At 68.0% G+C, this 14,419-nt stretch carries 5 protein-coding genes and 1 pseudogene; 2 read left to right on the top strand and 4 right to left on the bottom strand.

The genetic code is table 11. From position 1 onward, the window contains the following. The 3 genes and pseudogenes from BZY54_RS53595 to BZY54_RS26325 all read right to left on the bottom strand — a co-directional run. Window positions 1-790: pseudogene (locus tag BZY54_RS53595) on the bottom strand (zinc ribbon domain-containing protein); the annotation flags it as partial. After that, window positions 787-1,413 (bottom strand): IS607 family transposase, encoded by a 627-nt coding sequence (locus BZY54_RS26320; RefSeq protein WP_158103920.1) that lies wholly within the window; start codon window positions 1,411-1,413, stop codon window positions 787-789. The gene BZY54_RS26320 and the pseudogene BZY54_RS53595, both read right to left, overlap by 4 nt. 233 nt (window positions 1,414-1,646) lie before the next feature. Then, window positions 1,647-4,814 carry a DNRLRE domain-containing protein gene (locus tag BZY54_RS26325; RefSeq protein ID WP_086727809.1) on the bottom strand — a complete coding sequence of 1,056 codons (3,168 nt, stop codon included), beginning with the start codon at window positions 4,812-4,814 and terminating at the stop codon, window positions 1,647-1,649. Window positions 4,815-5,350: 536 nt separating this feature from the next. On the opposite strand from BZY54_RS26325, the gene BZY54_RS26330 reads away from it, so the two are divergent. Together BZY54_RS26330 and BZY54_RS50390 are read left to right on the top strand one after the other, a co-directional pair. Next, window positions 5,351-13,114 carry a ricin-type beta-trefoil lectin domain protein gene (locus BZY54_RS26330; RefSeq protein WP_244217342.1) on the top strand — a complete coding sequence of 2,588 codons (7,764 nt, stop codon included), beginning with the start codon at window positions 5,351-5,353 and terminating at the stop codon, window positions 13,112-13,114. Between the two features lie 18 nt (window positions 13,115-13,132). After that, window positions 13,133-13,756 (top strand): hypothetical protein, encoded by a 624-nt coding sequence (locus tag BZY54_RS50390; RefSeq protein WP_143668127.1) that lies wholly within the window; start codon window positions 13,133-13,135, stop codon window positions 13,754-13,756. Window positions 13,757-13,987: 231 nt separating this feature from the next. On the opposite strand, the gene BZY54_RS26340 is transcribed toward BZY54_RS50390, so the two are convergent. Next, complete coding sequence (locus BZY54_RS26340) at window positions 13,988-14,359, bottom strand: hypothetical protein (protein ID WP_086727812.1); 372 nt, start codon at window positions 14,357-14,359, stop codon at window positions 13,988-13,990. Window positions 14,360-14,419 lie beyond the last annotated feature (60 nt).

Genomic DNA, 14,419 nt, shown 5'->3' on the forward strand with positions numbered 1-14,419 from the left:
GCAGGGTGGGCAGGTGGATCATCGCGTTCGCCGCAACAGTGGGCGGCAGCGTGATCGAGCACTCAACCCAGGTCCAGTCACGGTATGTCTGCGGGCTTGGCCGGGTGGGCAGTTGCAGCCGCAGGAGTGCTTTCGTCGGCTCAAGCTGGGAGCTTTCGATGGTGGCCTGCTGCCCGTCGCAGGCGGCGAGGAGCAACATGCGCGGCACACGCGGAGTGGGCTCCAACTCGAACACGTCGAGGGGGCGACGGCCGTGGTTGCGCTCGAAGCCGGTGATCTGCCGGGTACGGGAACGGATCACACTCGACGGCAGGTACTCGCCGCCCGGTATCGCGGCACGTACCGCGTCCCACTCCTCGCCGGTGCGCTTCTTCGGGTCGTCGGGCCAGAAGGCCAGCACACCGGCCACCAGATCGGCGCGCCACTTCACAGACCGCAAAGCGCGCCCGGCCTGTTCCTGGGCCATGCGCACGATCCGGTCGTTGACCTTCGCCTCGCAGGAGACCGTCCAGCCCAGGCGGCGCAGTGCCATCCACGCGTTCGACGGCAGCTTCCGGCCGCCCGCGTCCTGCCCGCCGGCCAGCACGTCCACGTCGGTGGTATTCCAGTGTCCGGCCAGCAGCGCGCCGGTCATCCCGGCCACAAGGTCAGCACACCAGCCCACCCGTTCCGCCAGAGCGGCGCAGGTGAGGACTTCACCAGTCTTCTCATCCACGCCCGACCGGACCAGGGCGCGGGCACACGCGGTGCGGGAGGTCTCGCCCTCGGCGAGGGACAGCTTCCGGCTCACGCAGCCCCGCCTTCGTCGCCGCACTGACCGGACTCCGCCAGCAGACGGCGCCGGTTCTCCGCACTGCGCATCCCATACAAGCGGCCTGCGAAGGTGGTGACCAGGCAGACGAAGTCTTCGAGGAGTTCCTCCCGGTCGCCGAGCTTCTTCGGGTGCAACACCTCCACGGCGACCCCGTACACGGAGAACAACCGCTTGAGCCAGCCGACACCGAACCGGGCCAGCCGATCCTCATGTGTCACCCGAACCACGGTCACCGAACCGTCCGCCCCCATCGCCAACACCCGGTTCAAACCGGGCCGGTTCTCCTTCAGACCCGACCCACGATCCCGGACGACCTTGACGATTTTCCCGGTCGAGGTGACCCGCAACTGCTGTTCCTGCGCCTCCAGCGAGGACTCCTGCCCAATCGAGCCGGATACGCGCACATACAGCAACTCCAAGCGCGGACGGGAGGTTGAGCAGGCGCTGCCGCGCTTCATGTTCTCCACATCAACCGAGGAGAACCGGCGCTCACGGCCGACCCACGTAAACGGGATCTTTCCGTCCAACGCCCACTGACGAAGCGTCATCGGGTGTATCCCGAGACGCTTCGCAGCCTTGGACATACGCAGCAACTCCATGCACGCAACCATACATACACAACACCAGCAAATAATAAGGAAGTTGGCGAAAATGCGCGTGATCGCCCTCGGCCAGGGCTCGCGGGCGTCGAGGTGGCCGGGCAGTGGGGTCGGCATGGAGCGTCTTCCCGGCCGAGGCCGGGCGCCGAACGGGTGCCGAGTTCTGTCACCGCACATGACCGGGCCCCGGCCGCCCCTGATGGGATGGCCGGGGCCCGCTGGCAGGAGGAGCGTCAGCCGAAGGCCTTGATCGTGTTCCAGTCCACCGACAGGACGACCCTTACGGCGGAGCCTGTGTTGGTCCGCGACGGGTGGTAGATCCGCGTGTAGCCGTCGGAGGAGAAGCGGGCCCAGAGGTCGGGGACGCCGTCCTTGTTGACGTCCGGGATACCGATGGCCGTCGGCACGGAGGCCTCGGACCAGCCGGTGCCGTAGGGCTCGTCCTTCCCGGTCAGCGAGTTGGCGGCCACCTTGAGCGACTCCAGGTCGACGCTGCCGCCGGCGGAGCCGGGCTTGCCCTGGCGGTCGTACATGTTGCCGTTGTCCAGGTTGCGCCACAGCAGGTCGGGTGTGTTGTCGCCGTTGATGTCGGCGACGTTGACGACCTCCCGGCGCGCCCAGGCGTCGGCGTTCATCTGCGTCGCCGTCTGGAACGTGGCGCCGGTGTAGCCGGACAGCGTCCACAGTTCGGCGCCGGCCCGCAGCACGAGGTCGGGCAGCTTGTCGCCGGTGATGTCGCCGACGGCCTTGATCTGGGTCCACGTCGAGGGCGCCGGGGCGTTCGACGGCAGGCGGACCTCCAGGCGCTGGGTGACGTCGAAGCTGCCGTAGCCGTCGCCCGGGTAGAGCCAGAAGCGGCCGTTCGGGGAGACCGCGAACAGGTCCGTGGATCCGTCACCGGGGTAGGCGTCCTGGAAGTGGGTGATCAGAGCGGACTTGCCGGTTGCCGGGTCGTACCAGTGACCCTGCGGGTCGGTCTTCTTGTCACCGTCGTAGGAGGCGGTGAGGCAGTTGTACAGGTCGCCGTCCTCGCCGCCGACGCAGTTGCGCAGGTTGCCGTCGGCGTTGACGATCAGCAGGTCGGGCAGGGTGTCACCGGTGGCGTCCCAGGGACCGTCCGCCGTGTCGCGCGGTGGCACGTAGAACGTGTAGTCGGTGCGCTTGCTGGCGTTGCCGAGGGAGTCGTAGGCGTACACCTGCAAGGTGTTGGGGCCCGCGTGCGGCGGTGACAGTGCGGACAGGGTGGCGGTGTTGTTCGTGGCGGGCACGTAGACCGGGTTGTTGCCCTCGATCGACCAGCGGAACTGTGCCGCGCCCTCGGAGGTGAAGGTCACCGCGCCCTTGCCGCCGAACTTGACCGTGGCCCAGGTCTGGCCGTCGGACGTGGCCTCGGGGAAGACGTCGCTGTCGACGGTGGGCTGGGGCGGTGCGCTGGCGTCGACTGTGATTCGGCAGGGGTCGGTGCCCGGCGGGAAGTACGTGGAGACCAGGCCGCCGGAGTCCTCCGCGCGCACGTCCCACGAGTAGGTGGCCTTGTCCTCCAGCGGGAACGTGGCGGGGATGGTCAGCGTGGCGGTACCGCTGGAGTTGGGGGTGACCAGGGTCCCGGAGGGGACGGTGCCGCCGGTCTTCCAGAAGCGGAAGCGCAGCTTGCTCAGGTTGCCGTCGGCGTCCTTCGCGGTGGCCGACAGCACGACGTTGGTCTTGCCGATGGTCACACCCGAGCCGCCGACGGAACAGGTGCCGCCGGGAGTGGACTTGCCGCCCGTGGGCTCGGAGGGAGGCCGGTTGTAGACGACCTCCATGGTGGCGCTGGTCGCCTTGAACTTGCGCCATGTCTGCGCGTCGGACTCGCTGGTGGCGCGGATGCCGAAGGTGATGTTGGACCAGCCCTTGTCCGCGCCTTCCTGGGCGGCGGCCTTGACGTTGAACGCCTCGTAGTCGTCGGGACAGGAGGTGGAGGACCAGCCGTGCGCGAAGGACTTCTTCTGCAGCAGCGTGGACCAGCTCGGCTGCTTGTTCCAGGTGGTGCCGGAGGAGATGGCGCCGGTCAGATAGAACTGGAACTCGCGGGTGGTGCAGGACCAGGAGTGGTTGTTGAGCACCTTGAAGGTGGCGGAGGAGATGTCCGCGCCCTTGAGGCTGGTGCTGTAGTTCATCCGCCAGAACGAGCGGGCGGTGCCGCCGGTCTCGCTCTCGTAACCGACCCGGGCGTCGGAGGTGCCGGAGGAGAAGTTGGTGCCGTTCCAGAAGCTGGAGTTGGGGTACGGCTTGTAGGCCACGGTCCAGGCGAGCCAGCCACTGTTGAGCGTCGGGTCGACGAACACCGGGTAGCGGACGTCGTCGTCGGTGAACAGGCCGGCCTTCGCGGCGTGCAGGTCGAGCCGTGCGGTGCCGGTGCCGTCACCCTTGAGCCGGACGGGCATGGGCGCTTGGTGCGCGCCAGGCTCGACGCCGCTCAGCCCGGACAGCTTCAGCACGTCGGCCGGTGTGGCGACCGACGTGCGCGGGGTGCCCTTGCCCTCGTCCAGTTCGGGGTCGCGGCCGGCGGAGTCCCAGGCGAACGGGGTGGGGATGGAGCCGAGTTCCTTGCCGGACTTGTCCTGGACGAGGATGCGGCCGCTGTCCGTGTCATGGTGGAAGACGGCGGTCTTCGAGTGCAGCCCGTAGGCCACGGTGGCCAGTTCCTTGCTCTGCGCGGCTTCCTTGTTCTTGACGATCAGCAGCTGGGCGAAGCCGCCCTCCTCGCGGGCGACGAGCAGCAGGTCGACGCCGGGCAGGACCTCGGAGTACAGGGCTCGCGGGCCGTCGAGGACGGGCTCGGGCAGGGCGCCGGGCCAGGTGTACGCGACGGTGTGCCCGTTGATGTCGGCCTCGGCCAGGACCGTGTCCTGGGCCTGCGGGCCCTCGGCGAGCGGCCGGCGGGTGAAGGAGCGGTCGGCGTGCGTGGTTCCGGTGCCGCTGGAGAAGCGGATCGGCTGGGCGGCGTTGACGGGCTGGACGCCCAGGTTGCGCGGGGCGTTCTTGACGCGGCGCAGCCGGTTGTCGATCGGCGTCCACTTGCCCGTCGCGGTCTTCGCCTGGGTCGGCGTGGCCGTGATGCGGGTGTGCAGCTTGCCGTCCGGCCGCGCCCAGGTCTGGGAGGTGGCCGTGGTGGCGGTGTCGACGAGCACCTGCTTGTGGGTGCGCCGGGCTTCGGCCTGGGCGGCCGCCTCGTCGCGTGGGCCGGTCGCGGCCTGCCGTGCGTCGGTGGCCTTGCGGGCCTGCGGAGGTGAGGGCTCGCCGGGTTGCCACCAGGGCAACAGCGCGGCGGTCAGGGCGGCCAGTACAAGGCCAAGAGTGAGAGCCAGCCTGGTGCGCGTGCGCACGAAGGGGCTGAGAAAACGAGGCGGCGCGGACACGGCGGCGGTCTACTCCCGTGGTGGTCCAGGCGGATGGGCATGGGCGCGCACACGATCACACACTCCCCACAACGGGTCCACGTATGAAAGATTTATGAATCTGTGACGGTCGCTTGGTGGGCGCTTGACTGGTTGTTGACGGTGCGTCATATGCGGCTTTTGGTCACCTGAAGTGCGTTCATAGGCACGGGAAATCGCGATCTTGTCTACTTTTCCAGTGATGTGACGAAGCATCAGTCTTGTCCAGTGCCGCAGATCACATCGGGTTCGGGAACCGGTCGAGACCGATCTTGAAACATGTGGCGGTCATGACAGAGGGTTCGGGCTCCATCTGTTGTTTTTCGCATGCCTTGGTGGGGTCGACGCGTATGCGTGCTCTAAGTCCACCGTCGTGGCTGGGGCGGTCACGCCCTGTCAGGACGGAGTCCCAACGACGGCGCCGCCGGCGAAGCCGCGTGGCGACCGTCCTTTTGTTGTCCTCGGCCTTGTTGGTGAGCAGTCTCGGCACGGAGGCGTGGGCGATACCCGGCCCCGGCATGAGCCGGGAGGAGGTCAAGCTTCCCGACCTGCCCAAGCCGACCGCGCTGGGCGCGGACGAGGAAGCCGAGAAGAACCTCACCACCGCGCCCGAGGTCCCCGTGGACCCCTACGCCCCGACCGCGGTCACGCCGTGGGCGCAGGACAGCGGTGTCGCCACCCTGAAGGCGGACACCGCGCCGGGCACGACGGTCCCGGTCGACGACCTGCCGATCGCGGTGGGTGTGCCCGCGGGCACGGACCCGGCCGCGGTCGACGGTGACTGGAAGGTCGACCTGGCCGCGCCGACCGCGTCGCAGGACGCCGGCGTCTCCGGCATGATCATGAAGGTCACGCCGCCGGCCGACGCCGACCCGGCCGCGCAGGTCTCGATCGCCGTCGACACCACCGGCTTCGCCGACCTGTACGGCCCGCAGGCCGCTGACCGCTTCGGCCTGGTCCTGCTGCCGAACTGCGTCATGGACGCCCCCGACACCGGCGACTGCGCCACCGACAGCGGTGTGACCACCATGTCGGGCAAGAGCGACAAGCGGCCCGAGCGGCTGCGCAGCTCGGTCGAGGTCGTCGCCGCGGACAAGGCGCCGACGAGGAACAAGGCCGCGAAGAAGGCCACCAAGCGTAAGATCCTCACCGGTTCCGTTCCGGTCGGGAACCTGCTCGGCGGCGACTCCGGCACAACCGCCTCCGGGGCTTCGGCGCGGACCGCGTCGTACCGCGGCGGCGACGTGCTGCCCGTCGTGGACGCCTCGGGTCCGCAGGTCGTCGGTGCGATGGACACCGGGGCCTCCGCGAGCGGTGATTTCACCGCGTCTCCGCTGCTGTCGTCGGGTGCGTGGGCGGCCGGCTCCTCGTCGGGCGCGTTCACGTACTCCTACGACGTGCAGGTTCCGGAGACCGCCGGCGGCCTGGCGCCGAAGATCTCCCTGGGCTACTCCTCGCAGTCGGTGGACGGCCGCACCTCCGCGACCAACAACCAGGCGTCCTGGATCGGTGACGGCTGGGACTACAACCCCGGCTCGATCACCCGGACGTACGCCAACTGCCGTGAGGACTCCAAGAAGGACGGGTCCAACAACAAGACGCACCGCACCGCCGACCTGTGCTGGGGCTCCAACAACGCGACCCTGTCGCTGGGCGGCATGACCACCGAACTGGTCTGGGACAAGGACCAGGGCAAGTGGTTCACCGCCAACGGCGACGGCTCGAAGATCGAGCGCCTCACCGACTCGGACAACGGCAACGGTGCCCGCAACGGAGAGTACTGGGTCGTAACCACCCGGGACGGCACCCGCTACTACTTCGGCCTGAACAAGCTGCCCGGCTGGACCTCGGGGCAGCCGACGACCGACTCGGTGCTGAACGTGCCGGTGTACGGCAACCACGAGGGCGAGGACTGCTACAAGGCCGGTGACTGGGCCCACTCGTGGTGCACCCAGGGCTGGCGGTGGAACCTCGACTACGTCGAGGACATTCACGGCAACGCCATGTCCCTGTGGTGGAAGAAGGCGCAGAACTACTACGCCCGCAACTTCGACTTCAAGGCCCCGGTCGTCTACGACCGCGACGGCTGGCTCGACCACATCGACTACGGCCAGCGCAAGGACACCCTCTTCTCCGCGACCGCTCCGGCCCGGGTGAACTTCACGGTCGCCGAGCGCTGCCTGCCCGAGGGTGCCCTGACGTGTTCGGACGCGAACTTCGAGGACAAGGACCCGGGCAAGTACCGCATCTGGTACGACACCCCGGCCGACCTGAACTGCAAGCAGGTCACCTCCACCTACAAGACGAAGTGCTGGAACGCGGGTCCGTCGTTCTGGAGCCGCAAGCGCCTGGTGCAGATCCAGACCTCCGCGCAGCGCCGTACCGACACGACCGCCCGCCAGGTCGTGGACCGCTACGCGCTCACGCAGAGCTTCCCGGTCCTCAAGACCGGCCCTAACACGGCCCTGTGGCTGGAGTCGGTGCAGCGCACCGGCTACGCCCGCAACGGCAGCACGGACAAGAGCGTCACCATGAACGCGGTGCGTTTCGAGTCCAACGCCGAGGACATGCCCAACCGGGTGATGCGCCCGAGCGACCCGCGGCCCGGTTTCTCCCGGCTGCGGATCGCGCGTGTCATCAACGAGTACGGCGGCGAGACCGTCGTCACCTACAAGAAGCCCGAGGGTGACTGCGCCACCGGCACCAACCTGCCGGACAAGAAGGACACCGCCGCCCTCAAGGCGAACACGCGGCTGTGCTACCCCTCGTTCTGGGCCCCGGACCCCGAGGTCGAGGACATCGACTGGTTCCACAAGTACGTGGTGGACTCCATCGAGGAACTCCCCAACGTCGACGGCGCGTTCGCGACCAAGACGGCGTACCAGTACAAGAACCCCGGCTGGAAGCTCGCCGACGCCGAGTTCACCAAGAAGTCGACCCGCACGTACTCGCAGTTCGCCGGCGTCGAGCAGACCACGGTGATCACCGGCACCGACGATGCGTCGATCGGCTCCAAGCGGTCGAAGGCGGTGACGAGGTACTTCCGCGGCATGGGTGACACCGTGTCGATGAAGGACATCACCGGCACCGAGATCGCCAAGGACCGCGAGGCCTTCGCCGGCCGCATCGCGGAAGAGCTGGACTACGACAACGCGGACGACGCCGACACCGACTGGGTCTCCCGCAGTGTCACCGTCCCGGAGGCCACCGAGCTGGCCCACCGCGACCGCGACGACGGCCTGGACCCGCTGCGCGCCTGGCGCGTCACCGAGCCGGACGAGATCGCCTACACCAAGTCCTCCGGCACCAACAGCGACGACGACCGCACCCAGCGCGTCGTCAAGACCCACACCACCTACGAGCCGACCTACGGTCTGCCCGTCCAGGTGGAATCGCTGGGCGACACCGGCAAGTCCGGCGACGAGTCCTGCACCAAGTCGGAGTACGTCCACAACACCGCGAAGAACCTGATCGGCCTGACCAAGCAGGTCCTGGTCTCCCCGACCACCTGCGCGGCCGCGGACTTCTCGGATCTGTCCACGCTCAGCGGCACCCGGACGGCGTACGACGGTCAGGCTTATGGTGCCGCGCTCGCCGACACGACCAAGGGCGAGGCCTCGGAGACGTGGTCGATCAACGGCGACGGGACGGGCTGGCAGTCCGACGGCACGACCGAGTTCGACGCCATCGGCCGCGTGACCCGCACGACCGACACCGACCACAAGACGTCCGGCCTCATCACCTACGAGCCGGCCACCGGTCAGGTGTTCAAGGTCACCGAGACCAACGCCGTCGGTCAGTCCGAGGTCCGTGAGATCGAGCCGGGTCGTGGCACCACGACCAAGACGATCGACGCGAACAACCACGTCACCCAGGCCGAGTTCGACCCGCTGGGCCGGCTCGAGAAGGCCTGGGCCGCGGACCGCGCCCCCTCGGACTCCGCCGTGCCGGACTTCCGGGCCGTCTACACGGTCCCGGAGTACAAGGAGGGCGGGGACCGCAAGCCGTCCTACGTCACCACCTACTCGCGTGGCTACAACGACCGCATCGAGACCTCCGTCACCCTCTACGACGGCCTCGGCCGCGAGCGGCAGACCCAGGAGGAGGCGGACGGCGGCGGCTGGCTGATCACCGACACGCTGTACAACAGCTCCGGTGAGGTCTGGCAGACCAACAACGCCTACCTGACCTACGAGGCGAAGCCGGGCGAGCTGTTCACCCCGCTCGCCGACACGGCCGTCCCCAACATCACGCGCTACACCTACGACGGTTCCGGCCGCGTGCTGCAGGAGACCCCGGTCCTCAAGGTCGAGGACCCGCTGACCCACGAGACCCAGTCCAAGGAGGTCCCGGAGCGGGCCACCAAGTACGAGTACGGCCTGGACTGGTCGAAGGTCGACAACCCCAGCGGCACGTCCGACTACCGCGTCTACACCGACGCCCTCGGCCGCACCCAGCGGGTGGACACCTTCAACGCGGACGCGCCCGGCGGCTTCACGTCGATGCGCTACGAGTACGACACCCGCGGCCAGATGGTGAAGGCGACCAACTCCGCAGACGACAAGCACCCGTGGACGTGGACGTACGACCACCGTGGCCGTCAGGAGACCGCCACCGACCCGGACGCGGGCACCACGCGGAACACCTACGACACCCACGACCGCGTTCTCACCACGACGAACGCCCGCAACATCACCGTCTGGAACGGCTACGACCAGCTGTCCCGGCCGACCGAGCAGCGCCTGAACAACGCGTCCGGCACCCTGCTCGCCAACTTCACCTACGATCTGGCGCCCGGCGGCAAGGGCATGCCCTACACCGCCACCCGCTACACCGACGGTGAGGCCTACACCCAGCAGGTCGACGGCTACACCAAGGACTACCAGCCGACCTCGACCACGCTGACCCTGCCGACCACCCTGGCCTCCACCTGGGGCCTGGACAAGTCGTACACGTACTCCTACAAGTACAGCGACAACGGCATGCTGGAGGAGTCCACGCTGCCGAAGATCGGCAAGCTCGACAACGAGAAGCTCGTCGTCCGCTACAACAAGGACGGCAAGCCGCTCTCCATCTCCGGCAAGGACTGGTACGGCTCCGAGACGGTCTACGATCCCTACGGCCAGGTGCTGCGCTCCACGCTCGGCGCCCAGCCCTACCGGGTCTGGACGCAGAACACCTTCGACGAGTCCAGCGGTGAGCTGAAGGACCAGCAGGTCTACCGCGAGAAGAGCGACGACCAGTCCCTGGTCTCCGGCAACCTCGTCTCCAAGCGGTCGTACACCTACGACCCGTCCGGCAACGTCACCTCCATCCAGGAGGCGGCCACCGGCATCGACGAGCGCCAGTGCTTCGCCTACGACCCGCTGGGCGAGCTGAAGACGGCCTGGACCGCCAAGGACCAGACCTCCTGCGCCGGCCCGAAGAACACCGACGGCACGCTCAATGTCGCCGCCGGCAAGGACAGCTCCGGGTACTGGCAGGAGTACGAGTACGACCTCCTCGGCAACCGCACCAAGCTGACCGAGAAGGACCTCACCGGCAACACCGCCAAGGACGCCACGACCACCTACGCCTACGGCAAGGCGGACGGCAGCCAGCCGCGCACGCTGACCAAGGTGTCCAAGACCTACACCACCCCCCAGGGTGCGCAGGTCAAGGCCGAGGCGGAGCGCCTGTACGAGCTGACCGGCGAGACCAAGACGGTCACCTCGGTCCAGAACGGTGACAAGCAGTCGCTGAGCTGGACCTATGACGGCCAGGTCGACCGCATCCAGGGCGCGGGCAGCGGTGGCAAGACCCCGTACGTGGGCCTGGCCGACAAGTGCCTGGACCTCAAGAGCGGCCTCGCGGTCGCCGGTACGGCCATCCAGCTGTACAGCTGCAACGGGTCGGTGGCGCAGAACTGGCGCTTCAGCCCCACCCCGGGCGGGACCAATCCCGACCAGGGCACGCTGAACGTCTACGACAAGTGGTGCGTCCAGCCGGCCGGCAACACCGCCGGGTCCGCCGTCCAGTTGCAGAAGTGCGACGGCTCGGCCGGCCAGGAGCTCAAGCGCAACGCCTCCGGCCAGCTCACCCACGTCGCCTCGGGCCTGTGCCTGTCGGTCCAGGGCGCCAACTCGGCGAGCTCGACCCCGATCGTGCTGGCCACCTGTGACGGCACGAAGTCCGAGCAACTGTGGGCGCCGCAGAACGACACCCGCTACATCTACGGTCCCGACGGCTCGCGCCTGCTGACCATCAAGGGCAAGCAGGCCACGCTCACCCTGGGTGAGTCCGAGGTCACCGTCCAGAAGGGCGGTGTGCTGGTCAACACGCAGCGCACCTACGATGCTCCCGGCGGCGCGGTCATGCGCTACGCCTACGGCACCGCCGGCGAGAAGCTGGTCGCGATCACGGGTGACCACCAGGGAAGCCCGTATGCCGAGATCGCCCTCGACGGCGGCATGTCGGTGCGGATCCGCAAGCAGGACCCGTTCGGCAACGAGCGCGGCGCGGACACGACCGGCGCCAACCGGCAGTCGCACACCGGCTTCCTGGGCTCGCCGAACGACGACAGTTCGGGCTTCGTGCCGCTGGGCGCGCGCCTGTACGACCCGGTGGTGGGACGGTTCCTGTCCGCCGACCCGGTGCTGGACCTCAACGACGTCCTGCAGTCCAACGGGTACGCCTACGCCCACAACAACCCGGTGACGTTCTCCGACCCGTCGGGTCTGGCGATCTCGCTGACCGCTTCCGAGCGGGCCGCGGCCCTCGCGGGCGCGGGTCTGTCAGCGGCGCAGGTCGCGCAGGCGCAAGCGATGCAGGGCAAGTCCATGACCTCGGTGATCCTGGCCGTGGCGTGGGAGACGCTGAAGGACTTCATCGGCATCAACGATGCGATCGCCTGCTTCGGCGGTGACATGTGGTCCTGCATCAGCATCGCGGTCGACGCGATCCCGTGGACCAAGCTCGGCAAGATCCCGTCTGTCATCAAGGCCGTCAAGCGCACCATCAAGGCGGTCGAGTCCTTCCGTGCGGCCAAGAAGGCAGCGGAGATCGTCCTGAAGGCGGCCAAGGCCGCCGAGCGGGCGGCGTTGAGAGCGAAGAAACTCGCCATCGAGCGAGCCAAGAAGCTGGCAGCGCAACGCGCCAAGAAGAGAGCGGCCGAAGCAGCCAAGAGAACCGCCGACAAGGCAGCCGACCTCGCCAAGAAGACCGGCAACCCCCGTCACAAGCAGGCTCAGGCCCAGGCGGCCCCGAAGGTGTCGTCCCACACCCGCGGTGGTGGCGGTGGCGGCAAGGGCGGCGGAGGCGGTGGCTCCAAGCCCGGCGGCAAGTCCGGCGGATCCTCCAAGAGCAACGGAGGAACCAGCGGCAGCGGCGGCTCGGGCAAGGCCGAGGGCGGCGGCTCCTGCCCGATCAACAACAGCTTCGTGCCGGGCACCAAGGTACTCATGGCCGACGGCACCACGAAGCCGATCGAGCAGGTCAAGGCCGGCGACAAAGTCGTCGCCACCGACCCGAGGACCGGTGAGCGCCGCATCGAGACGGTCACGGCCGAGATCAAGGGCCACGGCCTGAAGCACCTCGTCAAGGTCACGATCGACACCGACGGCGAGAAGGGCAGCAAAACGGCCCAGGTCACCGCGACCGACGGCCACCCCTTCTGGGTGCCCGAGCTGCACGCCTGGATCAAGGCCACCGATCTGAAGTCCGGCGAGTGGCTGAAGACCAGCGCGGGCACGTACGTCCAGGTCACCGCGGTCGAGCGGTGGACGGGGCAGAACGCCACCGTCCACAACCTGACCGTCGGCAATGCGCACACCTACTACGTTCTCGCCGGCAGCGCAGCGGTACTGGTCCACAACTGTGGTCCTGCCGCCGCGACAGAGGACGACGCCTGGCTGGCGCACGACCGGGCCCAGGAACTGCAGTCCGTCCGCGACGACTATTACGGAGCCCACTACAACGGAACGACCGCGGTGATCGGTGTCTTCAACCAGGAAACCAAGCAGGTCACGATCCGAATCGGGATCAACGGCGGTGGTGAGATGCCGTCCGCCTGGTCCCTGCGGGACGGAGAGGAGTTCGTCCAAGCGGCGGGACATGCTGAGGAGGGTATTCTCAGCAGCTTGGCCCCGAACGAGCATGCGATCTTCGGTGCCACGACGATCAACTTCTGCAACGCTACGTGCCATCCCCTCATGGACGTCCGAGGGATGACGTTGTCGGGCGGGTTCGGTCACAAGTCCCACAACTCGGCCTTCAGACTGTTCTGGCTGTCGGCGGAGGATTAGGCACAGGAGGTCATGCAAATGGAAGCGCTCGTGGATCCGACGGAAGCCGAACTGATGGTGCTCTGCGCCGCCGCCGCGGAGCGAGGCACCGGGTTCTGCAGAGTCCTTGGCTCCGCGGAGCAGCAGGAGTGGCTTGACGCCGCTCTGGAAGCGGTCTGGTCGGCGGCGGCCGGCCAGACCGTGGCGGACGAGTGCGCGGATCTCCTCGATGCCCTCGTGCTGGAGGAGGACGAGGGCGGGACAGAGGATCCCACCGCCGGCCCGGGCTTCTTCGCCGATCAGTCCGCCGGGCTGGTGGGTGAAGCACTTGCCATGGCGATGACACCGTCGGCTGAGAGGGTCGAGACTGTGCTGAGGACCGTCCGGTCCCTGTTGTCGATGGCCGACTTCACCCTTTCGGGAGAGAAGCCGGTGATCGTCCGGGCTGGACAGACTCCGCCCGCGGGTCCTCTGGTGAGCCGAGAACTCGAAGCCCGGCGCGAGGCGCTTGCTCTCCTCGCTCGGGACCGTCAAGATGCGGAAGGTGAGGGGTACCCCCCTCGACGCGACGTTCTGATCGAGCTCCGTGAGGCGACTCGCGCGTTCGTGACTGAGGTGACTCCCTCGCTGGAGGAGTTCGCCGAAGGCAAGAACTGGCTGTAGCCGAGACCGCTGAACCTGTTCACGTGTGTGGCCCCACCGGAGCTGATCCGGTGGGGCCACGTCGCATGTCGAGGCACGTGGGAGGTGATGTCAGGCCGAACGCACGTACGTGAACGGCGCCTGAAACCGCGCCCGCCGCACGAGTCGCCAGGACCGACACAGGCCCACGCCTACTCATGAATCATTTGCGGGACGGCCCTCAGTCGATCCCGGCGGGCCCCCTATCGGACCTCAGCGCCGGGTCAGCGCCAGCACGCTCAGGCCGAACATCAAGACACCCAGGGGGAGATGGACCGACGGGACGTGCGCGATGCCGAGCACGACCTGGACCGAGGCGAGGACGAGGAAACCCGACGCGTGCCAGACAGGGCGGGGCGAGCCGCCGCCCGGCTTCCACGCCAGCACCGCCGCGAGCACGTACAGCATCGACGCCCCGTACATCACACGGGCTCCGACACTGTGCAGCGTCTCTCCGTAGGACACGGTCAGCAGCAGTCCGGCGGAGACCGCCTGAAGGAAGATGGTCAGGGTCTGCAGGGCGATCGCGATCCGCAGGAACGAGGAGCTGCGCCGTGCGGTCGTCGCCGTCACCTGAGTGGCCATGTCACAGTCCCCTTTTCCGCCCTCGGGCAGTGGATCGATAAGGTCTCACCAGCCCGACGA

It is taken from the genome of Streptomyces carpinensis (assembly GCF_002154505.1).
Lineage (GTDB): Bacteria > Actinomycetota > Actinomycetes > Streptomycetales > Streptomycetaceae > Streptomyces > Streptomyces carpinensis.

Excerpts from the sequence above, each read along its gene's own strand:
- BZY54_RS26320 (WP_158103920.1), bottom strand. The coding sequence starts at position 1,413 with ATGGAGTTGCTGCGTATGTCCAAGGCTGCGAAGCGTCTCGGGATACAC.
- BZY54_RS26330 (WP_244217342.1), top strand. The coding sequence starts at position 5,351 with ATGAGCCGGGAGGAGGTCAAGCTTCCCGACCTGCCCAAGCCGACCGCG.
- BZY54_RS50390 (WP_143668127.1), top strand. The coding sequence starts at position 13,133 with ATGGAAGCGCTCGTGGATCCGACGGAAGCCGAACTGATGGTGCTCTGC.
- BZY54_RS26340 (WP_086727812.1), bottom strand. The coding sequence starts at position 14,359 with ATGGCCACTCAGGTGACGGCGACGACCGCACGGCGCAGCTCCTCGTTC.